Here is a 26075-nt window from a genome sequence, read left to right as displayed (position 1 = left end):
CTCTCTGCGAATTGTTTTAACTTTTGAATGAATGAAATTTAAATCTTAAAATAGTAATTTTGTATTTATGGAAGCACCTTTAGCAGAGCGTATTCGTCCGCAAAAATTAGAAGATTATATAAGCCAACACCATTTGGTTGGACCAACTGGTTCATTAACACAGCAAATTTCAAAAGGAATTATTCCTTCATTAATTTTCTGGGGACCTCCTGGTACAGGAAAAACAACATTGGCTCAAATTATTGCTCAGGAATCCAAAAGACCTTTTTATATTTTGAGCGCTATAAATTCTGGCGTAAAAGATATTCGAGATGTTATAGAAAAAGCAAAACAAAGTGGCGGACTTTTTACTGCTAAAAACCCTATTCTTTTTATCGATGAGATTCATCGATTTAGCAAATCACAGCAAGATTCGCTTTTAGCCGCTGTAGAAAAAGGCTGGATTACTTTGGTCGGTGCGACAACCGAAAATCCAAGTTTTGAAGTGATTCCTGCATTATTGTCACGTTGCCAGGTTTACATACTAAATGCATTTACAAAAGCCGATTTAGAAGCTCTTTTACAGCGCGCAATGAGAACCGATTCCTATTTGCTGACAAAAAAAATAAATCTAAAAGAAACAGAAGCTTTATTGCGTATTTCTGGCGGTGATGGAAGAAAACTCTTAAATGTATTCGAACTAGTCGTTAATGCTTCATCTGGTGATGAAATTACCATTACCAACGATCGTGTTTTTGAACTCGTACAGCAAAACACCGTTCTTTATGACAAAACTGGCGAACAGCACTACGACATTGTTTCTGCGTTTATTAAATCTATTCGCGGTAGCGACCCTAACGGAGCCGTTTATTGGTTGGCAAGAATGATCGAAGGCGGAGAAGAGGTAAAATTTATTGCCCGAAGAATGCTTATTTTGGCAAGTGAAGATATTGGCAATGCTAACCCAACTGCTCTTATAATGGCCAATAATACTTTTCAGGCTGTTACAACAATTGGATATCCAGAAAGCCGTATCATTTTAAGCCAATGTGCAATTTATTTGGCCACTTCACCAAAAAGCAACGCTTCTTATATGGCAATTGGCAATGCGCAACAGCTGGTAAAACAAACTGGCGATTTGCCTGTTCCAATTCATTTGCGAAATGCCCCTACTAAACTAATGAAAGAATTAGGATACGGAGATGAATACAAGTATTCTCACGATTATGCCAATAATTTTGCCGAACAAGAATTCCTTCCAGATGCTATAAAAGAAACGGTTCTTTATAATCCTGGAAACAATTCTAGAGAGAACAGTACCCGCGAATTTTTAAAGAACCGTTGGAAAGATAAATACGGTTATTAAGCCGTATTTTGTATTTAGAATTTAACTACAATTTTTTCTGAAACTAATTTATCATTCTGATAAGATTCGAAGTACCATTGTCCATCTTCTTTTAAGATTAAAGAACCCTGAACATTATCTTTTATAGCAATATAAACATTTGGCTGAGAAGTTTTAAGAAGCTTCATAACTACCTTTGGTGTTTTATCAATCAATTGATAGCCAGATTCTGTTGGTTGCGCATATAATAAATTTGGATCTTTCAAATCTGGCGAAGATGCAGTAGCAACTGGAGTTGCAACCACAGTTGTTGCCACAGCAGCTTTTACAGGAGCAGATGTTTTTGAATTTGCAACTGGATTTCCACTATATTTATAATGCAAAGCATAAACTGACTTAAAGGCATTGTCTAACGCTTCTTTATAAGCCACTTCATATTCTTTCTCTCTACTTTTTCCTGCTTCTGAAGTAAAAACCACTTGTCCAAAACAATCCTTAAATTTTATAATAAGTTTAGTTACCAAGAAAGCATTATCTCTTACTACATCCATATATAAAACCTGGCAACGGTCTGTATATCCCTCAGGAAGTTGTTCATTTGAATAAAAAGCTTCTAAACCAGCTTTAGTCAAATTTTGCTTGCTTAAAGTTGCCAAACGATATTGATTATCAGTCTTCATAAACTCATATTTCAGAGGAATAATTACAGCTTTGTAATCATTAATAGACTGTGCAAATCCAACAACTGAACATAAAATTGCAGTAAGTAAAATTTTAATTCTCATCATTATAAATATTTTTTTAGTTCTAATAAATGGTTAATTTGTTTATAATTTTCGGAAACGTCTACTCGCTTTTCATTAAAGAAAATAGCATCTATACCAGCATTTAAAGCACCATTTACATCAGCCTCAAAATCATCTCCGATCATGATACTGCTTTCTTTAGATGTATTGGCTAATTTTAATGCATAGTCAAATATAATACTATTTGGCTTTTTAACTCCAGCTAATTCCGAATTTGTAATGGTACTGAAATATCCTCCAAGCGAAGCATTATTAATTTTCTTTTCCTGAACCTTAGCAAATCCGTTTGTTATAATATGAAGTTTGTACTTAGGCTTTAAATATTCCAAAACTTCAATTGCCCCATCAAAAAGATAATTGTTGTCGGTAAGAAACTCGATATAGTCATTGGCAATTTCCAAAATATTCTCTTCTGAAATTACATAATTCAAAGCATCAAATGAAAACTTCAAACGATTATAACGAAGCTCCTGATGTGTAATTTTATCATTCTGATACAATCTCCAACATTCTTGATTGATCGGAATATATTCTTTAATAAAATCTTGAGTAACGATTTCTTGATACTTAGTTTTGAAAATTCGATCAAAAGCCATTTCTGAATTTTTATCAAAATCCCAAAGCGTATGATCTAAATCAAAAAAAATGTCAGTAATATTGGTGTTCATGTATTAAAAAATTCCTTCATCTACAAAACTATAATATTTTGATTCAGTTATAATCACATGATCTAAAACTTTAACATCTAACTTGCTTCCTGCTTCGCGAATTTTTCTAGTAATTTGTTTATCGGCATCACTCGGAATCAAACTTCCAGAAGGATGATTGTGGCACAAAATCAAGGCTGTAGCATATTTCTCAAACGCCAATTTAAAAATCAATCTGACATCGACAGTTGTACCGCCAATACCCCCTTTACTCAGTTGAGCCTTTGAAATTACATTATTGGAATTATTAAGAAAAAGCACCCAAAATTCTTCGTGAGATAAATCTCCTATTATTGGCTGCATTAAATCGAAAACCTTTTTACTCGAAGTTATTTTAGTCATTTCAACTGCTTTTTCTGATCTCCGACGCGCGCATAACTCTAAAGAAGCGACAATTGTAACGGCCTTTGCCTCTCCTATTCCTTTAAATTTCATTAATTGAGCAATAGATAATTTTGCTAATGAATTTAATCCGCCAACACTAGCTAAAATACGCTGACTTAATGCAACCGCAGATTCATTACGACTTCCTGAGCCAATTAAAATTGCTAATAATTCAGCATCACTCAAAGCTTCTTTTCCCTTGAGCATTAATTTTTCGCGCGGCTTGTCATCATCTGACCAGTTTTTTATAGCGAAATGAGATTGTTCCATAACTATTTAAATTTTACAGAACGAAGATATTAAAAATAAGAAAAGTCTTTCAAATAATTATTGTGTTTTCTGATTAGATAATTACAAAAAAAATGTGCCAACTGAAAAACAATTGACACATTATCTAATTTTCTAATCGACGAATTTAGGCAATCAACCCTTTTACTTCATCAAAATTCAAACCTCCATAATTTCCTGAACTCATTAATAAAAGTGCAGAATTATCTAAATTTAAGTTGAATAAGTATTCTTTAAATTCAGCTGGATTGGTATAAATAATTAAATCTTTTCTATTGAATGCAGTCGCTATTTGCTCATAAGTTACTTCTTCCAGTTGTTTAATTTTCACCGCATCTGGCGAATAAAAAACAACCGCAACATCTGCATATTCTAGAGCGCCTTCATATTCTTTCAAGAATTCAGCATTTAAACTGCTATATGTATGCAATTCTAAACAAGCTACTAAAGTTCTATTTGGATATTGCTCTTTTACCGCTTTTGTTGTCGCAGCCACTTTACTTGGCGAATGCGCAAAATCTTTATAAGCTACTTTTCCTTTTCCTTCGGCAATTTTTTCTAAACGCTTAGAAGCGCCTTTAAAGCTTGCAATTGCTTCATAGAAATCTGCTTCATCAACACCCATGTTTTGGCAAATCCATTTTGCTCCAGCTAAATTATTTAAGTTGTGTGCTCCAAAAACTTCAATTGGCATATCGCCTTCTGGTGTTTTTAACAAAGTCACTCCATCACTCACAGCATATTCTGGAGTTGAATAAGCGATTTTTCTAATCGGATTTGTTGCTGCTTCAGAAACGCGTTTTACTTCTGGATCATTTTCGTTATAAACCAAAATTCCACCATTTGTAATTTTTTCGATGAAAATCTCAAACTGTTCAACGTAGTTTTCATACGTTGGAAAAACATTAATATGATCCCAAGCAATTCCAGAAATCAAAGCAATGTTTGGCTGATATAAATGAAATTTCGGACGTCTGTCAATTGGTGAAGACAAATATTCATCTCCTTCCAAAACCATAAAATCATTTTCTTCTGTTAAATGCACCATTGTGTCAAAACCTTCTAATTGTGCGCCAACCATATAATCAACAGCAATATTATGATAATGCATTACATGCAAAATCATCGAAGTAATTGTAGTTTTACCATGAGAACCACCAATTACGACACGGGTTTTATTTTTAGATTGCTCGTATAAAAATTCAGGATAAGAGTAGATTTTTAATCCTAATTCTTGCGCTTTTAATAATTCAGGATTATCCGCTTTTGCGTGCATTCCTAAAATAATAGCATCAATATCTGAAGTGATTTTTTCTGGAAACCAGCCCATTTCTGCAGGAAGAATTCCTTTTTTCTCTAATCTTGATTTTGAAGGTTCAAAAATAGCATCGTCACTTCCTGTAACTTGGTATCCTTTATTATGTAATGCTAATGCCAGATTGTGCATTGCGCTTCCGCCAATGGCGATAAAATGTGTTTTCATTTAAAATGTTTAATCGTTAAACTGTTTAATCGGTTAATCGAAATGGCAAATAACTTATTAAACTCAATAATTATTCTTCAAAAATAAGGAATTATAGATTCCATCATTTGGTTTTAAAGATAAATTGTTAATTTGTACGAAAATTATTTTTAAAAGCAATTCTATCTTCCCAACCTTTTTTAAAATTTAATCATCTATAGATTAAAACCCTCTTATGAAAAATATAATATTTGTTTTATTATTTATCTCCACCTCAGTATTTGCACAACAAAATGAAAAGAAATGGGAAAAAGTAATTGATTTTGAAAATGAAGGAAAAACCAAATCAGCTAATGAATTAGTTGAAAAAATCTATAAAGATGCCGTTTCAGATAAAGATGAAGCCGAAATGATAAAAAGTTTTTTCTACCATTCAAAATACCTTCTTCTAATTGACGAAAATGCCCAGACTAAAATTTTAAATAATTTAAAAACCGATATAAATCGAGTTTCTATACCTTCAAAAGCAATTTTGAATCTCGTTTATGCAAAATGCCTTAATGATTATTTTATTCAAAATAATTATTCCATCCGAAATAGAACAAATATCAACACTCTAAATGATGATTTTTTAACTTGGACAGCTGTCAATTTTACGGCTCAAATCAATTTAATTTTAAAAAAGAGTTTAGAAAATGAACTTGTTTTAAAAAATACTCCTCTTTCAAAATACGATCAGATATTTGACTATTCGACTTTAGAAGAATTTAAAAACGAAAACTTATTTGATTATATCATCAAAGAAAATATCGCCATTTATAGTTCAAAAGTTTATTCCGCTAGCTTTGCTCAAGAAGATATAATTAAATACAAAAATGACTTATTAGGCAGCTCTGCCAATTTCATAAAACTGAATTTAGACTTTATAACTTATGACGATTTACGTTTAGCATTATCATTATACCAAAAACAAGAAACCATAGATCCAAAGCAAGAAAATCAATGGGAACGTATTCAGTTTTTAAAAAACAAATTAAATCTCTCCAATGAAGAATATCTTGATGTCATAATTCGCTTTCAAAAAAATGTAAAAGACAATTCGCTTATTCAGAAAATTCAATTGGAAAAAGCCTCAATTCTAGATCGAGATGCATCAAAAGAATTGAAGCCAAATAATAATATCGAGGCCATAGCAATTCTTGACAGCATAATAAAAGTAAATAATCGATCAAATGCTTATAAACTTGCGATACAGAGAAAAGCAAACATTCTTTCCAAATCTTTATATGTTCAGCTGGATAAATATATTTACAATGAACAAAATGCGAGGGCGTTTATTCATTACAAAAATGTAGATACTTTAAAAGTTTCATTTTATAAAATAACTCATAAACTGCTTCTTGATTTTAAAACAAGAAATCTAAACCAAGACAGTTTGGTGAATAGCATTGTTTTGAAAAACGCACCTTCTTACACAAAAGAATATTCGCTTGTAAACAAAAAAGACTATTTTGAATATACCACCGAAATACTTTTGCCAAATATAAAAACTGGATCTTATTTAGTTTATTTTGAAAGCAATTCTGATATTAAAAACACAAAAGCTTATACGTATGAAACTATAACTTCATCAAACATTAGTGTCCTCGCATCTCAAGAAAATGAAATCGAAAAATATCAGGTTTTAGATCGAAAAACAGGAAAACCTATAGAAAATGTTACCATAAAAACTTATAGTGCAACCTTTAAAACAGGAAAAAATGGAATCGCAGTTTACAATACTAAAAATGTAAAATTCAAGGGTGATACACTCGAATTGTTTACTTCAAACGATAGTATTCTAATTCACAAAGATTACATCAATTACAGTATAGATTATGATAAAAGTGAAAATGAAGAAGATGACGATTATAAAGGAAAAGTCGAATTTTATTTAGACCGAGCCATTTATCGTCCGGGGCAAACTCTTTATTTTAAAGGAATTGCTATTAAAAAGAAGAAAAACAAAACCAGCGTTGTTCCGCAAACCTCTTTTAAAATTATTTTTAGAGATGCATCTTATAATGAAATCAAGAAATTAGATGTAACAACCAATGAATTTGGATCTTTTTCTGGCGAATTTATTTTGCCAAAATCAGGTTTGACAGGTTCTTTTGGAATTTCTGCTCAAGAATCTGACCATTCGAAAAATGATTTTATTTATAATAAAAAAGAAAACGATCACCCTTTTTGGGATCATGTTGACTTAGAAAATTCTCAAACCTACTTTAGAGTTGAAGAATATAAACGACCAAAATTTGAAGTCACTTTCGAACCTAAAAAAGAAACTTTTAAAGTAAACCAATCCATAAAAGTGAAAGGAAACGCCAAAGCTTTTGCTGGAAGTTCCATTTCTGATGCAAAAGTTACTTATAAAGTTACACGATATGCAAGCTATTACTCGAGAGACTATTATTCATCAAGTTCAAATGAAGTTTTAGTAACAGGCGAAACCAAAACAGATGCATCTGGGAATTTTGCCATTGATTTTATTGCTACTCCTTCTGAGGAAAGTTCAAAAAAAGATCTTCCAGTTTTCAATTATCTTATAGAAGCAGGAGTAACTGATATAAATGGAGAAACTCATGATGCACAGACAAATGTAAAAGTGGGTTATCATGATTTGGTTTTAGAAACCGTAATTAATCCTCAAATTAATACAAAAGATAAAAATGAAATTGTTTTAAAAAGCACCAATTTAAATGGTGAGTTTTTAGCTGCGAAAGGTGAAATAAAAATATATTTCGTAAGTCCGTTGCCTAGCAAATTCAAAAAACGAGTATGGCCTACGCCAGAAATTCAAATATTATCTGATGAAGATTTCGAAAAACTATTTCCGTACGAACAAAACGGTCAGGAGTATAGCAAAGAAGATGAAGTCTTAGTGTATTCGAAAAAAGTAGATACCGAAAAAGATAAAAAAATCGCATTAGATTTTATCTCCAATTACAAATCTGGAAACTACAAAATTGTCTTTTCAGCAAAAGACAGTTTTGATAATTTAATAGAAAACACAACTAAATTCCAGATTAAACAAAGCAAAGATAAATTCAATCCAAGTGTATTATTTTCGGCCGTACAGATAAATGAAGATGCGAAAAAAGATGGTTTTGTATTATTAAAATTAACCTCTGTAGTCCCAGAACTTTATATTTCAACAATTGGAAATTATGATAGTAAGGTCTTTTTTGAAAAAATTATTCATTTAGAAAACCACCAAACGACAATAAAAATTCCGCTAAAGAAAGAGTTTTACAACATATTAAGAATCGGGTTTCAAAGCATTTTTGAAAACGAAGTTTTTTCTAGTGATGTAGCAGTTGCATTAAAATCTATTACTCCAAAATTAGAATTTAATGTAGAAACATTTAGGAGTAAAATACAACCTGGAAGTCCAGAAAACTGGTCATTCAAATTAAAATCAAAAGACACCAAAAATGAAGCTGAAATTTTAACTTCCATGTATGACAGTTCATTAGATCAGTTTACAAAAAATGATTGGAATATATTAGCCATAAACGACTATAATTATAACAGAAGCTATAAGAAATCTTCATTTGGTTTTGATCAGGTTTCGGCCTCTATTATGTATTTAAATCTACCTCTAAACCAACTTGAACTATTTAGTGAAGACATTAAATTAATGTCGTTTGGATTCGATTTTAACAACAAAAATAATATTCATCAAAAGAGACTGTATCAAATGCAGGTTGCTAAAAAGGCTAAAAAACCTTACAATGCGAAATTGATTTCTGGAATTGTAACTGATAATTCTGGACTTGCCTTGCCAGGAGTTTCTATTGTAGTGAAAGGTACAAGACGCAGTACTCAAAGCGATTTTGATGGTTATTATGAAATAGACGCTAAAGAAAACGAAGAACTTGAGCTTAGTTATATTGGCAGCAAAACCCAATCTGTATTAGTAGGAAACAGAAAATTCATTGATATTGTTTTAACCAATGATTCAAGTACTTTATCAGAGGTTGTGGTAACTACTGCATACGGCATTCAGAAAAAAGCAAACTTATCTGCTGCTATTACTACAGTTAGTTCAAATGTTATTTACGAAGAAGATAATACTGTTTATGATATAGGTTCTGCAAACAAAAAAGCATTAGAAGAATTAAATCAAGTAAAAGCAAGAAAAAATTTATCTGAAACTGCTTTCTTTTTACCAAATTTAAAAACAGATTCACAAGGAAAAGTGAGTTTCTCTTTTACCTCTCCAGAAGCTTTAACCGCTTGGAAACTTCGCTTATTTGCACACAACAAAGAAGCAGTTTCTGGTTATTTGCAGAAAAACGTTGTAACTCAAAAGGAATTAATGCTTTTGCCAAATTTCCCGCGTTTCTTTAGGGAAAAAGATACAATTGTTATCACTACGAAAATTTCAAATGTTACCGCCGAAGCCAAAACTGGAATTGCTGCTTTACAACTTTTCGATGCTGTAACGATGGAACCAATTGATGCTAAAATGCTAAATGCAGATAACTTTAAAAGTTTCACGGTTCCAGCTTATGGAAATACTACAGCAAGCTGGACCGTTACAATTCCTGAAGGTTTACAAGGCATTCAATATAAAATCGTGGCGAAATCAGGTGATTTCTCAGATGGAGAAGAAAATATTCTTCCCGTTTTAACGAATAATATGTTAGTTACAGAAGGCATTCCGATTTGGATTCGTGAAAATTCAAGTAAAGAATATACTTTCGAAAACTTAAAAAACAACAATTCAACGACATTAAAAAATCATCAGTTTACTTTAGAATACACTTCAAATCCAACTTGGATTGCGATTCAGTCTTTGCCGTATTTAATGGAATACGAACATGAATGCGCCGAACAGACTTTTGCGCGTTATTATGCAAATGCATTGGCTTCAGAAATTATTTCGAATAATCCGAAAATTGCAGCTGTTTTTGAAGATTGGAGAAAAAATGGAAAACCTACTTCAAAATTAGAAGAAAATGAAGAATTAAAATCGCTTATTCTGGCAGAAACGCCTTGGTTGAATGATGCTCAAAGTGAAAATGAAAAGAAAAAAAATCTAGCTCTATTATTTGATTTAGAGAAAATGAAAACTTCTCAAGAAGCGACTTTCGAAAAATTAAAACAAAAACAAAAATCATCTGGCGGATTTTCATGGTTTGACGGCGGTTTCGAAAGTGAATATATTACAAGACATATTCTGGCAGGTTTAGGTCATTTAGAAAAATTTAGTAAAACGAATACAACCAAAATAAATGAAATCACTAAAACTGGAATTCCGTTTTTAGATAATAAGTTCTTAGGCTATCATCAAACTAGAACCAAAAATTTAAAAGCAAATGAAAAACTAATATGGATCAATCCATATTCTGATCTTCATTATTTATATACGAGAAGTTTTTATTTAGAGAAATATCCGCTTTCTGATACTTTAAAAAAGGCAACGAAACTATATCTAGAAACGGCTAAAAAAGAATGGTTGAATTATTCTCTTTACGAAAAAGGACTAGCAGCTTTAACCTTAAATCGTTTTGGAGAAAAAGAAAGTGCAAAAAAAATCATCGAAAGTTTAAAAGAAACTTCATCCAACAATGAAGATTGGGGAATGTATTGGATTTCGAATAAAGCGGGATGGTATTGGTATCAGGCGCCCATAGAAACTCAGGCTTTATTAATCGAGGCTTTCGCCGAAGTAAATAATGACACCAAATCGGTTGATGCGATGAAGGTTTGGTTATTGAAAAACAAACAAACCAAAAACTGGCCAACTACAAAATCAACAACCGAAGCTATTTATGCTTTATTGATGCAAGGAACCGATTGGGTTTCAGTAAAAGATAATACCGTGATGAAATTGGGTGATGAAAAAATCTTAACAAAAAAAATAGCCGAAAACGAAAAAGAAGCTGGAACAGGTTACATCAAACTCAACTGGAAAACCGACGAAGTCAAGAAAGAAATGGCGTCTATTAAAATTGAAAACAAATCTAAAGTTCCTGCTTTTGGTGGTGTTTATTGGCAGTATTTTGAAGATTTAGATAAAATTAAAAATAATACTGGCGCAGTTTTATCGGTTTCAAAAGAATTGTATTTGAAGAAAAATACTTTAAAAGGTGATGAATTAGAAAAAATAACCTCAAAAAATTCTTTAAAAACTGGAGATTTAGTTACCGTTCGATTAATAATTACTGCGAAAGAAGACACAGAATATGTTCATTTAAAAGATATGAGAGCTTCTTGTTTTGAACCTGTAAATGTACTCGCAGAATATAAATACTCAGATCATTTGGGTTATTATATGAGTACAAAAGATGCCGCAACGCATTTCTTCTTCGATCAAATCAATAAAGGAACTTATGTTTTAGAATACGATATTCGAGTAAATAATAGTGGCGAATTCTCAAACGGAATTACGACAATTCAAAGTATGTATGCACCAGAATTTGCAAGTCATACAAAAGGAATTCGAGTAAAAGTGAATTAGAAATTCCAATTTTTAAATTCCTTCGCCAGTTCGCTAGCGTTCGTGTTCAAAATCCAACGAAAGTATATAATCTATATTTTTGTCAGTCAGAGCGAAGTCGAAGCCCCGTTCCAATTGGCAAGCCTTCGACTCCGCTCAGGATGACATACTTTACAAAAGTAAAAAACAATAAAAAACCCGACAGCTTAAAACTGTCGGGTTTAATTTTATATAAAGAAATGAAGATTATTTAGCAATCGTCAATTCGTCAATAATGTTTTTAGCACCTGCGTATTTGTCAATAATCCAAAGTACGTAACGAATATCAACGTTGATAGTTCTTTGTAATTTAGGATCAAAAATTACGTCTCCAGCCATTGCTTCGATGTTTCCGTCAAAAGCAATTCCGATTAATTCTCCTTTTCCGTTAAGAACTGGTGAACCAGAATTTCCTCCAGTGATATCGTTATCAGTTAAGAAATTTACTGGCATGTATCCCGCTTTATCAGCATACTGTCCGAAATCTTTTTTCTTGTTCAACTCTAATAAACGAGCTGGCAAGTCAAATTCTTGATCTCCTGCTTTGTATTTTTTAACCATACTTTCCATTGTAGTATAGTTATTGATTTTTGCATCGTTACGAGGATCTGCAGGTAAAGCACGAACTTTTCCGTAAGTTAACCTCAACGTAGAGTTTGCATCTGGATATTTAATTGCGTTCAATTTAGATTCTCTTAAACCTTCAACCAATTTACGGTAAGCAGTTGCAAAACCATCATCCGCTTTTGCTTGATCGTCTGTTTTAGAACGGTATTTTGTCAATAAATCATTAGAAATAATATACAACGGATCGTGTACAATTGCCAATGGCTTTGGATCAGCTAAAAATGCTAATACTTTTTCTTTATTAGTAAAATAACTAATCTCAGTTGCTTTTGCTACATCTGCAGTAAAGTCACCATTATTAGCTGTTTTCATTTTTGCAATTTCTGTAGCAATTCCATATTCAGCACCTTTTGAAGCATATAAATTCAATTGAGCTGCTAAAATATCTTTTTCTAACGGAGCGTTAAACTCACCATAGATGCTTTCAACCATTGCATTGATTTTAGGAAGCATTTCTGCTTTCTTAGCATCATTTTCTTTATAGTAAGCTATTAATGCATTTCCTAAATTAGCAGGTCCAGTTGCATAACTAGAAGTACGTAAAAGCTGCATCAAATAATTATCGTGACGTGCTTTTAAGTTTGTTTCTCTGTAATAATCGTTGATAGTCGGAATTACATTTTCATATTTCTCTTTGTTTGCAGGTTTACTTGCCCACTCGTAGAATTTATCCTCTTGTTCTGCTTTTGTATCTACAGTTCCAGCTTTTGTTAAAGCATCGATCATACCTTGACGGTTTTTCCAGTAGTTTGCAGTTGAAGCATATTTAGAAGCATACTGTAAACGAACAGTTGCATCTTTATCCATATACTTTTTCATTACATCCATTCCGGTTTTTGCACCTTCAACCCAAGCAGGATAAGCATATTTAATGTTTTGCTCAATTCCTCCAGCTGGCATCCAACGGTTTGTTCTTCCTGGATAACCTAAGATCATTGCAAAATCATTTTCTTTTACTCCTTTTAAACTTACCGGTAAATGGTGCTTTGGTTGCAATGGCACATTGTCTTTAGAATATGCTGCAGGATTTCCATCTTTATCTGCATAAACTCTAAACATAGAGAAATCTCCAGTTTGACGAGGCCATTCCCAGTTGTCTGTATCTCCACCAAATTTACCAACACTTTCAGGAGGAGTTCCAACTAAACGTACATCTGTGTAATCTTGATAAACAAAATAGTAATATTCATTTCCTTGAAAGAAAGGACGAACAGAAACAGTGTATTTTCCGTTTTCGCTGTTTTCTTTTTCAATTAAAGCGATTTCTTGCTGAATGATTTTGTTTCTTTCAGTTTCTGTCATAGTATCATTTACTTTAGACAAGATTCTTTTTGAAACATCATCCATACGAACAAAGAAACGCACGTATAAAGATTTAGGCTTTAGTTCTTCTGAACGATTTTTTGCCCAAAAACCATTTTTCAAATGATTTTGTTCTGCAGTTGAAAGTTCTGCAATCGCGCTATATCCACAGTGGTGATTAGTCAATACCAATCCGCTGTTTGAAACGATTTCAGCTGTACATCCTCCATTGAATTGTACAATCGCATCTTTTAAGCTATGATTGTTGATACTGTAAATTTCTTCGGCTGTCAATTGCAAGCCCATTTTTTCCATATCTCTATGGTTCAATCTTTCGATAAACATCAAAAACCACATTCCTTCATCGGCTCTCATTGGGAAAGCCATAAGGCACATGGTCAAGAATAAAATTACTTTTTTCATGTTATTTTGTTTAAGTGATGCGAATATAACTCATTTTCGCAAAAAAAATAAGCTAAACAATCATAAACTAAACATAACAAACAAAACAAAAAGGTGATTTTGCGAAATTCACAATTTTAGCAAAACAAGAATAACCTTTAAATTTTAAAAGTTACTTCACAAAAAATAATAAAAAGATTAGATAAAATGATTTTAAACTTTAATTAAAATCATTTTTTATAAAAATAAACTTTCAAAATTAAAATTATAAATTAAATCTTTTCTTACAAATTGTTTTCTACTACATTTGCCACCCAAACAAAAATTAAATTAAAATGAAAAAATTATTAGTAGCTGTAGTTATATTATTTACAACTATGGCAAGTGCACAAAAAAACTCTATCCTATTGGGTGGAAATGTTGGATTCACTTCTGAGAAAATTGGCGATTCTAAATTGGAGAATTTTGAATTCTCTCCAAAAGTAGGATATCAATTTGCCGATAAATGGACAGCTGGAGTTGAAGGTTCTATTATGAATGTAAAAACAACAGGATTGGACAAAACAGAAAAATATAAAATTGGTGGTTTTGTACGTTACTCGACTCTGCTCTCTGAACTATTCTCTGTTTATGTAGACTTAGGTGCAGGATATCAAAACACTTCACTAAACAATGCAAAAGGAATGTATGCAAGTTTTGATCCAGGATTATTTATTAATATGAAAAATGGTTTTGGTTTAAATTTCTCTATTGGAGGAATCAATTATGACAATCTTGATGGAAAAAATGACCCAAGACAAGAACGTTTAGGTTTTGATTTTGGAAAAACTCTAAACATCGGAATTTCTAAAAACTTCGGATTATAATTAAAAGTAAAGATTTAGCCATCTTAATACTTTTTGTTTTTTCGTGCAAAAAGTAAAAACCCGACAATAAATAATATTGTCGGGTTTTATATTTTTAGTAAAATACTTTTACTCGTTAAGCATTTTCCAAAGCCTGTCTTTCAAATCTGTTAAACCTTGCTGGGCAACAGATGAAATAAACATATAAGGAACTCCGTTGAACGAAACATCTAATTCTGCTTTCAACTCTACTTTCAATTCGTCATCCAACATATCGCATTTTGAGATAACAACAAGACGTTCTTTATCTAACATTTCAGGATTGTATTTTGTCAATTCATTCACCAAAATATCATATTCTGCTTTGATATCAGCGGTATCAACTGGAATTAAAAATAATAACGTTGAGTTACGCTCAATATGACGCAAGAAATAATGACCAAGACCTTTTCCTTCGGCAGCACCTTCAATAATTCCAGGAATATCGGCAATTACAAAAGATTGAAAATCTCTGTAAGCTACGATTCCTAAATTAGGTTTTAAAGTCGTAAACGGATAATCTGCAATTTTTGGTTTTGCTGAAGTTAATACAGACAATAATGTAGATTTTCCAGCATTTGGGAAACCAACTAAACCAACATCGGCCAAAACTTTAAGTTCTAGAATAACATCCATTTCTATTCCAAGCAAACCTGGTTGTGCATAACGAGGTGTTTGGTTTGTCGAACTTCTAAAATGCCAGTTTCCTAAACCTCCCTTTCCTCCTCTTGCAAGAATCTGTTTTTCTCCGTGTTCCGTAATTTCAAAAAGTGTCTCTCCAGTTTCTTTGTCTTTTACAACAGTTCCTAATGGCACTTCAATGATTTTATCTTCTCCATCTGCACCTGTACTACGATCGCCACCTCCATCTCCACCGTGACCAGCTTTAATGTGACGTGCAAACTTTAAATGAAATAATGTCCAGAGTCCTTTATTTCCAACTAAATACACATGTCCTCCACGGCCTCCATCTCCTCCGTCGGGACCTCCTTTTTCAATAAATTTCTCTCTATGTAAATGCGTAGATCCTTTTCCTCCTTTTCCGGAAGAAACATATATCTTAACGTAGTCTACAAAATTTCCTTCTGTCATTTTCTTTGTTTATGTAAAGTTTCAAGTTTCATGTTTCAAGTTTCAAGTTGCGTAATGCATAATCTGAAATTTGAAACATGAAACCTGAAACAAATTTTCTCTCTACTCTTTCAATGCTCTCACAAGCACTTTATCAATCTTAACACCGTCCATATCGATTACTTCTAGGACGAATTTCTGCCAAACTAGTTTTTCGCCTTCTTTTGGTATATGAGAAAGCTCGGTCATGATCATTCCGCTTACAGTATTTACTTCGTAATCGTTTGTTAGTTCGTCTAACTCGAAATAAGTTAAGAAATCGTGTAACGAATAATGTCCATCAACCAGCCAAGAACCGTCTTCTCTTTCTATAAGCTGGAATTCATCTTTATAAAACTCAGATGCATCTCCAACTAAAGCTTCCAGAATATCATTCAAAGTAATTAAACCTTGAAAAACCCCATATTCATCTGAAACTAAAGCGTAATGAACTCCTGTTTTCTTAAAGTTTTCTAAAGCTTTATAGGCAGTTGTCTGCTCCATTAAATAAGGTGCATCAGAAACTATTGCTGACAAATCAAAATTATCATTTTCGATGTTAGCAAAAATATTTTTAAGTGTTACAACTCCAACAATATCATCATAATTATCGTTATAAACTGGATAAACAGCATGCAGATCCTGAACTACCAATTCTTTGATCTTTTCTCTGTCTGCTTTTAATGGAAGCATATCAACAGATTTTCTGTGCGTCATTAACGAACTTACTTTTCTATCTCCGATATGGAAAACACGTTCCACAATATCTTGTTCTATTTCCTGAACCTCTCCTACTTCTGTACCTTCTTTAATAATGGCTTTAATTTCTTCTTCTGTAACTTTTCCGTCAGCAGTTGGTTTTATCTGAAAAACATTCAGCAAAAAATCTGTCGATGAAGTTAAAAGCCAAATAAATGGCGCCGTAATAATCGAAATCACTTTCATTGGCATTGCAACCATTTTAGCAATAGCTTCTGGATAATTTAATCCGATTCGTTTTGGAAGTAATTCTCCCAAAACCAATGAGAAAAAAGTTAAAACTACCACTACAATTCCAACTGCGATTGAATGTGCATAAGGTTTAAGAGCTGCAAAACCTGCTACAAAAAGTTCTACATCGGCAGTGATTTTGTCACCAGAATAAATACCCGTCAAAATTCCGATTAAGGTAATTCCGATTTGTACAGTAGATAAAAACTTATTTGGGGAATTGGCTAAATCGAGTGCCGTTTTAGCGCTTTTGTTGCCTTTCTTCGCAGCAGTTTCCAGCCTGTTTTTACGGGCCGAAATCAAGGCGATTTCAGACATGGAGAAAACTCCGTTTAATAGAATTAGAAAAAATATAATTAGTATTTCCAATTGATAGGGGATTCGTTATAAAATGGTCTCGTTAAATGTAATTTGTATTCAATTTATTAAGGCTGTCAATTAAAAAACTAATTTTTCTAACCCAAAAACTTTGATTGTCAAAAACATTTGAAAAGCCCGTTTTAGAGTTAGAAAAATAGTTTTTTTGAGCCCGATAATTATCGGGAGTAACGTACAGCTTAAAAAGCTTTCTACAAATTATCTATAACTGACGTTAAGCGCTCTGTAATTTGTTCAATAGTTCCGATACCGTCTACGGCATGAAACTTATTTTGTTCTTTGTAATATCCAATAAGCGGAGCTGTTTTCTCATTATATTCTTGATATCTTACACGAATTTTTTCTTCGTCTTGATCATCAGCTCTTCCGCTTGTTTTTCCTCTTTCTAATAAACGTGCTACCAAAATCTCATCATCAGCTTCTAAAGCGATTGTTGCTGTTACGCTTGACCCAATTGTTGGTAAAAATTTATCTAAAGCTTCTGCTTGATTGATTGTTCTTGGATAACCGTCAAACAAAAATCCTGCAGTATCTGGATGTTTTTTAACCTCATCAATTAACATTGCAGTTGTTACTTCGCAAGGAACCAATTCTCCATTGTCCATAAAAACTCTTGCTTTTTTTCCTAGTTCAGTATCATTTTTTAAATTGAAACGAAAAATATCTCCTGTTGAAAGGTGTGTTAAATTGTATTTTTCTTTTAAAAATTCTGCCTGAGTTCCTTTTCCTGCACCAGGCTTTCCAAATAAAACGATGTTAATCATAATTGAAATGAGTGTTGTTACCTCTGTCTTTCAGAAGTCTTTAAATGAATATATAGTTGTGTTTTGTTATTCTGCTAATTTGTAAACTTCAGTTAGGTTTCTTCCTAGACCATCGTAGTCTAAACCGTAACCTACAATAAATTTGTTCGGAATTCTAATTCCGATATAATCTATTTTTATATCTTTTTTATAAGCTTCTGGTTTAAAAAACAATGTTGCAATTTTAAAATGCTTTACATTTTGTGCTTTAAACAAATGCTTTAATTCTTCGATTGTGTTTCCAGTATCAATAATATCTTCGATAATAATTACCGTTCTTCCAGACAAATCTTGATTAATTCCAATTAGTTCTTTAACTGAATTTGTTGTTTCAGTTCCTTCATACGATGCCATTTTGATAAACGAAACCTCACACGGTTTTTTATATTTTTTCAAAAAATCTGACACTACCATAAAAGCGCCATTCAAAACTCCAATAAAAATTGGCGTATCATCTCCAAAATCATCTTCGACCTGAGCCACTATTTTAGTTAAAGCAAAATCAATTTCTTTAGCCGAAATAAACGGAACAAATTGTTTATCGTGAAGTTGTATCATTATTTTTCATTTTAAAATAATGGACAAAGATAAAGAATTAGAACTTAACTGCTTCTATCAAAATGGAGTGTATCGAGATATTTTTTAAGAATGTTAAATATCAGTTAATGTTTACAAATTATTTTTTGAGACTATCTGAATTTTAAGTAAATTGTTGTACTATAATTATTTAACTCCAAAAAACCAATGAAAAAATCCTTAACCTTATTTTCAATCCCGTTATTAGCCTTAATGACTGCCTGCAATGGGCAAGTTAAAAAAGAAGAAAAAGAAGCTTTGGCAAAACAGCCGGGCAATGTTGTAAAAACTGCCATTGGAGATATTACACTTCCTCCGCCCTATGCAACCGAGTCTAAAACCAACAATAGCAAAGTAATAGGCTGGCCTACTGGCAAAACTCCAAAAGCTCCTGAAGGTTTTACCGTAACTAAATTTGCTGACGGATTTGAGAATCCGCGTTGGACTTACATTGCACCAAACCAAGATATTTTTGTTGTAGAAAGCGGAACACGCAGCAGTAAAAACCAAATAACCGTTTTAAGAGATAAAGACAGAGATGGAAAATTTGAAACTAGAGAAGTTTTTATTTCTGGACTAAACAAACCTTTTGGAATGCTAGTCTTAAAAGACTTTTTCTACATTGCCAATACCGACGGACTATACCGTTACCCTTATAAAAACAATCCGCTTAAGCTAGAAACTAAAGGCGAAAAAATTCTTGAACTTCCTGCGGGAGGTTACAACAATCACTGGACCAGAAATTTATTGGCAAGTCCAGACGGAAACAAAATTTACGTTTCTGTAGGTTCCGGTAGTAATGTTGGCGAAAACGGAATGGACAAAGAAGTGCGTCGCGCCGCGATTTTAGAAATTAATCCTGACGGAACTGGAGAAAAAATCTTCGCTTCGGGTCTTAGAAATCCAGTTGGAATGGACTGGAATCCTGCCAACAAAGAACTGTGGACTGCAGTAAATGAACGAGACGAATTGGGTGACGACTTAGTTCCCGATTATATTACAAGTGTAAAAAGAGATGGTTTCTACGGATGGCCTTATTCTTATTTTGGAAGTATTCCTGATCCGAGAATGAAAGGCGAAAGAAAAGATTTAGTAGAAAAAGCAATTGTTCCAGATGTTCCCGTTGGTTCGCATACCGCTTCGTTGGGATTGGCTTTTTATACTAAAGATAAATTTCCAGCAAAATATAAAAATGGTGTTTTTGTAGGTCAGCATGGTTCTTGGAACCGTTCTAAAATTTCGGGTTATAAATTGTTGTTTGTTCCTTTTAAAGATGGAAAACCTTCAGGAAAACCAGAAGATTTTTTAACAGGTTTTATTTCTGATGCAAACAAAGCAGAAGTTTATGGTCGACCTGTTGCTGTTACCGTGATGAATGACGGATCGCTTTTAGTAAATGATGATAGCAGTAATACGATTTGGAAGGTTACAGCCAATAAATAAATCACAATACTTAAATCTCAAATTCCAATTCCGAAAATTATTGGAATAATTATAAAAAGAAAATTTTAAACACATAGAGACATAGATTTTTGTTTAAAAGATGTTATTAAGAAAACTCGTTTTCGCACATAGTTTTGCTATGTGGCTTTTGATAAGTGAAACGCCTTTTTTGCCTCAATCAATGCTATGTTTCTATGTGTTAAAAATAAATCTCAATAGTAATCTGTTCAGATAAAATTCCAAATTCCAAGAATTGCTACGTAAAATATATGTTTTTAAAAAAATACTATTTTCTAATTATTGTTTTTTCGATTTTACAAAATCTAATTGCACAAGAAAAAGAAATCCAAAATATTGATTCTGTCAAAACTCAAAAACTGAACGAAGTTTTAATAAGTCCGCTTCATATCAATCGTGATTTACAGAATAGTCCCGCGTCAATTGGCATTTTATCCGAAAAAGAATTACTTCGAAATAACACTACAGACATTAGCAATGTCATTAATGCAATTCCTGGTGTTTTTATGCAATCTTCAAATATCACCACAACCCGAATTTCGATTCGCGGAATTGGCGCGAGAACTCCATACGGAACCAATAAAATCAGAGCTTTTTACGGAAGTATTCCGCTAACTTCTGGAAACAGCGAAACGGTAATTGACGATATCGATCTTCAAAACATCAATCAACTTGAAGTCATAAAAGGGCCGCTTTCTAGTATTTACGGTGCAGGATTGGGTGGAGCGATTCTGATTTCGCCTCAAACATTAAAAAAAGGCAATTATCAAACTGAAATAAGTTCTGTTTTTGGTTCTTTTGGCTTGCTCAAAAATAGAGTCAGTTTTGATTTGAACGAAAAAAGTTCTTCTTTAAGTCTCAGTTATCATAATTTAAAAACCGATGGCTGGCGTCAAAACAGTGCTTACAATCGGGAAGGAATTACACTTTCGGGAGAATTATTCAGAAAGAAAAACAGTAAACTGACATACTTCTCTAATTACACTTATTTGAAAGCTTATATTCCGAGTTCCATCAATAAAACTACTTTCGAAAATAATCCGCAGGCGGGCGCGCCAACTTGGGTTGCTTCACAGGGTTATAAAGAATATAAATCAACTTTGGGCGGATTGGCTTATGATTTCAAAATAAACGATCATTTAAATAATTCAACTTCAGTTTTCGTCAATTATAAAGACAGCAATGAACCGAGACCTTTTGATATTTTACGTCAATATACTTTTGCCTCAGGCGCAAGAACACAATTTTCTGGTGATTTTACAATCGGAAAAATCAAAAATCAATTTATTTCAGGATTGGAATATTTCAGAGATAATTACAGTGGCAATACTTTTGAAAATCTATATCAGCAAAATAATGGAAACGGAAGTCTACAGGGCGATCAACTTACAGCAACTGATCAAAAAAGACATTTTTATAATGTTTTTTCGCAAATTAGAACTTTACTTTCTGATCGATTTGAAATTCAGGCAGGTTTAAATTACAACAAAACCAAATTCGAATTGCAGAATGATTTTCCCGCTTCCGCGAATAATCTGAAGGAAGAATATAGTTATGATGGCATTTTTTCGCCACAACTTTCTTTTTTATTTAAGCCAAATGAAATTCAAACTTTTTACTTTTCTGTAAGCCGAGGATTTTCTCTTCCAGCAACCGAAGAAACTTTAACCTCAACAGGAAACATCAATCAAAATATTAAACCCGAAACAGGTTATAATTTTGAGTTGGGAGGGAAACTACATTTCTTCAATAAAAAACTCTATACCGAAATCGCTATTTACCGAATGGAAATTAAAGATTTATTAGTTGCCAAAAGAATTGGCGACGATCAATACGAAGGCGTAAATGCCGGGAAAACTTTTCATGAAGGAATTGAAATCTCATTAAACCACAATTGGTCAATCAATCGAATTTTCAATTTAAACTCTTACATCGGAACATCTATCGGAAATTATGAATTCAAAGAATTTGTCGATAACGGAAATGATTATTCAGGAAATAAATTAACTGGCGTTCCAGCCAATACGGCAAGTGCAGGTTTTATTTTAAATACAAATTCAGGGCTTTATATTTCAGCCGATTTTCAGTTCACAGATAAAATTCCAATGAACGATTCTAATGCCAATTTTTCAGATTCTTATTCTCTTTTGAATTTAAAAACGGGTTACCAATTCGAAATTCTATCGGGTTTAAAAGCACGCTTAGACGCTGGAATCAATAATATAACAAATGAAAAATATGCTTCAATGATTTTAACCAATGCAACAGGAGTTGGAAATGCGCAACCGAGATTTTATTATCCAGGATTACCCATAAATTATTACGGAATTATCTCATTAAATTACTTATTTTAGCGTTGTATTAAATACCAAAAACAATGCTATCCGAATTGCAAAAAAAACTGGATTACGTAAATGCATATAGAGAAAACCGTCTCAAAGCTGCTCAAGATGTTCTAGAAAACCCCACGCTTTTTAGTGAATTGGTTTCAATTTGCTTTTCGCCCGAAGATAAAAACAATCATAAAGCGTGCTGGATTTTAGAATTTGTTTCGTACGAAGAATTACTTTGGCTCCAGCCTCATCTTGATTTTTTCTGTTCGAATTTGAAAGTTTTAAAAGATGAAAGTTCCATGCGCCCCATTGCAAAAGTGACACAACTTTTAGTTAAATCGCATTATAAGAAAAACGAAAACTGCATAAAACTTTCTGAGGAAAATCTCCAAAACTGCATTGAAGCTTCTTTTGATTGGCTAATTAATGATACCAAAGTGGCCACAAAAGCCTACTCGATTCGCACTTTATATATTCTAGGAAATCATTACGATTGGATTCATCCCGAATTAAAAGTAATAATTGATAAAGATTTCGGAGATCATTCTGCAGCCTATAAAGCCGTAGCCAAAGAAGTTTTGAAGAAAATAAAATAGTTTTAATAGCCACGACCCGAGCGATAGCAAATTGGCGAAGCAATTCACGAATTATTTTTTTATACATAATGCAAGGAAAAAAAAATTCGTGAATTCGTGGCGGAAAAAAATCCCTTTTAATCTTTTTAATCTGTGTCAAAACTTTATCAATCCATAGCAGAAAAACTAAATTTTGGCTAAAAAAAGATTAAAAAGTATCTTTGCAAAAACACAACACAAAATGAATTATTTTTCTTCTGATTTTAAATTGGGAATATTAGGTGGCGGACAATTAGGTAAAATGCTTTTGTTCGACACCAGAAAATTTGATATACAAACTTACGTTCTAGATCCGAGCGACGAAGCGCCTAGTAAAATCGCTTGCAACAAATTCTTTCAAGGCGATCTAATGGACTATGAAACCGTTTACAACTTCGGGAAACAAGTCGATGTTTTGACCTTCGAAATCGAATTGGTAAACCTTGAAGCTTTAACGCAATTAGAAAACGAAGGCCTAAAAGTATATCCATCGCCAAAAACTTTAAAAGGAATTCAGAATAAAGGAACTCAAAAAGATTTTTATACTGAAAGTAATATTCCAACTGCGGCATATTTACGATTTGAAAGTCCGTTGCATTTGCAGAAATCAGTTGGAAATAACGAAATCACTATTCCGTTTGTATGGAAATGCACGGAGTTTGGTTACGACGGAAACGGCGTAAAAGTAATTCGCCAGATTTCTGATATGGATGATTTACCAAATGTAGAATGTATTGCAGAAACTATGGTTCCGTTCAAAAACGAATTGGCGGTAATTGTGGTTAGAAATCCATCAGGAGAAATTAAAACTTATCCAGTTGTAGAAATGGAATTTCATCCAGAAGCAAACCAAGTTGAATACGTAATCTGCCCAGCAAGAATCGATGATAAAGTAGCTGAAAAAGCAAGAGCAGTTGCCTTAAAAGTTTCAGAGAATTTTAATCATGTTGGACTTTTGGCTGTTGAAATGTTCCAGACTCAGGACGATGAAATTTTGGTAAACGAAGTAGCGCCGCGTCCTCACAATTCAGGACATTATTCAATCGAAGCAAGCTACACTTCACAATTCGAAAATCATTTACGTGCTATTTTAGATCTTCCGTTAGGAAACACCGACAGCAAAGTTGCCGGAATTATGGTAAATTTAGTCGGTGCCGAAGGTCATTCTGGAGACGTAGTTTATGAAAACATCGAAACCATTTTAGGATGGGATGGCGTTACACCACATATTTACGGTAAAAAACAAACTCGCCCTTTTAGAAAAATGGGTCACGTAACAATCGTAAACGAAAATATGGCTGAAGCAAGAAGAATTGCACAGGAAGTTAAGGAAACTATTAAAGTGATTAGCGCTTAATAATGAAATGAAAAAAGCATTAAAAATCTCTGGATTAACAATCTTAATTTATTTCGCAATACAATTAATAACTATACCTATAACTAAACATGGCCGAGGTTTTTCTATAGGTTTTCCATTTCAGGCATATAGAAGAGTTAATGCGGAATGTTACGTTAGCGACTATTTTTATCCAGAATTTTTGATTATAAATTTCATTACAGTTACAATTATTTTACTTGTAGTTTATTTTTTGGGTAACGTAATCAAAAACAGATTAAAAAAATCCTATAAGTAGGAAAGTTTAAAATAATGAAACCAATGACAGTTTTCAGTCTCAACAAAACTTGAAACTTTAAACCTGAAACAAAATAAACAAAAAAATGAGCAAAGTAGCTATTATAATGGGAAGCATCTCAGACATGCCAGTTATGCAGGATGCAATCGACATATTAAAACAATTTAATGTAGAAGTTGAAGTAGATATCGTTTCGGCACACAGAACGCCAGAGAAATTATTCGATTTCAGCAAAAATGCACACACTCGCGGAATCTCGGTGATTATTGCGGGCGCGGGCGGAGCGGCACATTTACCAGGAATGGTGGCTTCAATGTCTCCGCTTCCTGTAATTGGAGTTCCTGTAAAATCAAGCAATTCTATTGATGGATGGGATTCTGTTTTATCGATTCTGCAAATGCCAGGTGGAGTTCCTGTTGCAACTGTAGCTTTAAACGGTGCAAAAAATGCTGGAATTTTAGCAGCACAAATCATCGGAAGCCACGATAAAAAAGTTTTAGATACAATTATTTCTTATAAAGAAGAATTGAAAGCGGCGGTAAATAAAGCTGCTGAAGGTTTGAAAAAGTAATTTCGCAGAGATACACAAAAAAAACACAGAGGCGCACAATTTTTTTGTGAATCTCTGTGTTTTTTCTTTGAGCTTCTTTGTTAAACTAAATTTACAATTTTATCTCTTTTTTGAATTAAGCTGCATCTTCAACTTCTTCCAAAGTAGATTCAAATTCAGATTCGTTTATATCTTCTTTATTTATCCAATTTTCTGAAGTAACAAGATCATAGTTGATATCATCATCTGTTTTCAAATCCCAAACAATACTTTCAGCTTCTGGAAATGGAATATTTTGAGAAATTTGATTTTCAAACAATCTCTTGATAAGATTTCTCTCAGACAATCCTTTATTCAATAATTTTAGTACATTTTCGGCTGTCAGTTTTTGTGTTTCTCCATCAGTTGGTGTCATTGAAAAATGAACTATAGAAGCTTTTGCATTTGGAAATTTGCCATTATACGCCTTAAAAAGCAATTGATTTACATGAAACAAAGTGCCTTGCATGTGTATTTCTGGATATTCTTCGCAAACCTTATCGATTAACATATCGTTCGATATTTGATCTATTTGACCTTCGCTTAATTGATCTCCCAATTTATAGTGCAAAACTATTTGCGCCGCTTCGTTAGGCTCATAATCTGAAATTGCCATTTCTAATAATTCTGGCAAACTACTTTTTTCAGCCGTTGCGCCATCGGGATAATTGAATTTTTCTAATAACGCAATAAAATCTTCGTCTGACCAATAACCTTCAATTTCATTAACCGTATCAATATTCTTTATTACAATTTGATAATTCATCTTTTTTTTATTTTAATTATGATTCGCATTTTATAATGCCAAATCTATTTTTTCAATTTACGCTTTTAAAAACGCCTAGACCAATAAATAACATATCTATAACACA

The 26075-nt window shown here is 32.7% G+C and carries 18 protein-coding genes; 8 read left to right on the top strand and 10 right to left on the bottom strand.

Annotated elements, in window-relative coordinates; genetic code table 11:
• Positions 1 to 67: 67 nt before the first annotated feature.
• Positions 68 to 1345, top strand: a complete 1278-nt coding sequence (locus SOM12_RS07885; RefSeq protein ID WP_095931508.1) for a replication-associated recombination protein A — start codon at positions 68 to 70, stop codon at positions 1343 to 1345.
• 14 nt (positions 1346 to 1359) lie between these two features.
• Here SOM12_RS07885 and SOM12_RS07880 read toward each other — a convergent pair whose 3' ends face one another.
• The 4 genes from SOM12_RS07880 to SOM12_RS07865 all read right to left on the bottom strand — a co-directional run bounded on the left by SOM12_RS07880 (position 1360) and on the right by SOM12_RS07865 (position 4992).
• Positions 1360 to 2109 carry a hypothetical protein gene (locus SOM12_RS07880; RefSeq protein ID WP_414655672.1) on the bottom strand — a complete coding sequence of 250 codons (750 nt, stop codon included), beginning with the start codon at positions 2107 to 2109 and terminating at the stop codon, positions 1360 to 1362.
• 2 nt (positions 2110 to 2111) lie between these two features.
• On the bottom strand, positions 2112 to 2798 hold the full coding sequence (locus SOM12_RS07875) for a YjjG family noncanonical pyrimidine nucleotidase (RefSeq protein WP_320492991.1): 687 nt from the start codon (positions 2796 to 2798) through the stop codon (positions 2112 to 2114).
• A gap of 3 nt (positions 2799 to 2801) precedes the next feature.
• Entirely contained in the window at positions 2802 to 3491 is a 690-nt protein-coding gene (gene radC, locus SOM12_RS07870) for a RadC family protein (protein WP_320492990.1), read from the bottom strand.
• 145 nt (positions 3492 to 3636) lie between these two features.
• Positions 3637 to 4992, bottom strand: a complete 1356-nt coding sequence (locus SOM12_RS07865) for a UDP-N-acetylmuramate--L-alanine ligase (RefSeq protein WP_320492989.1) — start codon at positions 4990 to 4992, stop codon at positions 3637 to 3639.
• Between the two features lie 214 nt (positions 4993 to 5206).
• Between SOM12_RS07865 and SOM12_RS07860 the strand changes: the two genes are divergently transcribed.
• Entirely contained in the window at positions 5207 to 11482 is a 6276-nt protein-coding gene (locus SOM12_RS07860) for an alpha-2-macroglobulin family protein (RefSeq protein ID WP_320492988.1), read from the top strand.
• A 225-nt stretch (positions 11483 to 11707) separates the two neighbouring features.
• Here the strand turns inward: SOM12_RS07860 and SOM12_RS07855 are convergent, their stop codons facing one another.
• A complete protein-coding gene (locus SOM12_RS07855; protein ID WP_320492987.1) occupies positions 11708 to 13852 on the bottom strand; it encodes a S46 family peptidase in 2145 nt (714 codons plus the stop codon).
• Between the two features lie 314 nt (positions 13853 to 14166).
• Between SOM12_RS07855 and SOM12_RS07850 the strand changes: the two genes are divergently transcribed.
• Positions 14167 to 14697 carry an outer membrane beta-barrel protein gene (locus SOM12_RS07850; protein WP_320492986.1) on the top strand — a complete coding sequence of 177 codons (531 nt, stop codon included), beginning with the start codon at positions 14167 to 14169 and terminating at the stop codon, positions 14695 to 14697.
• A gap of 108 nt (positions 14698 to 14805) precedes the next feature.
• Here the strand turns inward: SOM12_RS07850 and obgE are convergent, their stop codons facing one another.
• The 4 genes from obgE to hpt form a co-directional block, all read right to left on the bottom strand.
• Positions 14806 to 15807 carry a GTPase ObgE gene (gene obgE / locus SOM12_RS07845; RefSeq protein ID WP_095931516.1) on the bottom strand — a complete coding sequence of 334 codons (1002 nt, stop codon included), beginning with the start codon at positions 15805 to 15807 and terminating at the stop codon, positions 14806 to 14808.
• 102 nt (positions 15808 to 15909) lie between these two features.
• Complete coding sequence (locus SOM12_RS07840; protein ID WP_320492985.1) at positions 15910 to 17184, bottom strand: hemolysin family protein; 1275 nt, start codon at positions 17182 to 17184, stop codon at positions 15910 to 15912.
• Between the two features lie 200 nt (positions 17185 to 17384).
• Positions 17385 to 17957 carry an adenylate kinase gene (locus SOM12_RS07835; protein ID WP_057114947.1) on the bottom strand — a complete coding sequence of 191 codons (573 nt, stop codon included), beginning with the start codon at positions 17955 to 17957 and terminating at the stop codon, positions 17385 to 17387.
• Positions 17958 to 18023: 66 nt separating this feature from the next.
• Entirely contained in the window at positions 18024 to 18554 is a 531-nt protein-coding gene (hpt, locus tag SOM12_RS07830; RefSeq protein WP_244165420.1) for a hypoxanthine phosphoribosyltransferase, read from the bottom strand.
• Between the two features lie 186 nt (positions 18555 to 18740).
• On the opposite strand from hpt, the gene SOM12_RS07825 reads away from it, so the two are divergent.
• The 5 genes from SOM12_RS07825 to purE all read left to right on the top strand — a co-directional run bounded on the left by SOM12_RS07825 (position 18741) and on the right by purE (position 25185).
• Entirely contained in the window at positions 18741 to 20015 is a 1275-nt protein-coding gene (locus SOM12_RS07825) for a sorbosone dehydrogenase family protein (RefSeq protein ID WP_320492984.1), read from the top strand.
• 269 nt (positions 20016 to 20284) lie between these two features.
• Positions 20285 to 22387 carry a TonB-dependent receptor gene (locus SOM12_RS07820; protein ID WP_320492983.1) on the top strand — a complete coding sequence of 701 codons (2103 nt, stop codon included), beginning with the start codon at positions 20285 to 20287 and terminating at the stop codon, positions 22385 to 22387.
• 23 nt (positions 22388 to 22410) lie between these two features.
• Positions 22411 to 22962 (top strand): hypothetical protein, encoded by a 552-nt coding sequence (locus tag SOM12_RS07815; protein ID WP_320492982.1) that lies wholly within the window; start codon positions 22411 to 22413, stop codon positions 22960 to 22962.
• Positions 22963 to 23182: 220 nt separating this feature from the next.
• Positions 23183 to 24337 (top strand): 5-(carboxyamino)imidazole ribonucleotide synthase, encoded by a 1155-nt coding sequence (locus tag SOM12_RS07810; protein ID WP_320492981.1) that lies wholly within the window; start codon positions 23183 to 23185, stop codon positions 24335 to 24337.
• A 362-nt stretch (positions 24338 to 24699) separates the two neighbouring features.
• A complete protein-coding gene (gene purE / locus SOM12_RS07805) occupies positions 24700 to 25185 on the top strand; it encodes a 5-(carboxyamino)imidazole ribonucleotide mutase (protein WP_012022518.1) in 486 nt (161 codons plus the stop codon).
• Between the two features lie 115 nt (positions 25186 to 25300).
• Here purE and SOM12_RS07800 read toward each other — a convergent pair whose 3' ends face one another.
• The gene (locus SOM12_RS07800) at positions 25301 to 25969 is read right to left on the bottom strand and encodes a hypothetical protein (RefSeq protein ID WP_320492978.1); all 669 of its coding nucleotides are present in this window, start codon (positions 25967 to 25969) and stop codon (positions 25301 to 25303) included.
• Between the last annotated feature and the right edge of the window lie 106 nt (positions 25970 to 26075).

The organism is Flavobacterium sp. CFBP9031, assembly GCF_034044945.1.
Lineage (GTDB): Bacteria > Bacteroidota > Bacteroidia > Flavobacteriales > Flavobacteriaceae > Flavobacterium.
This window is presented reverse-complemented; position numbering and strand designations above follow the sequence as displayed.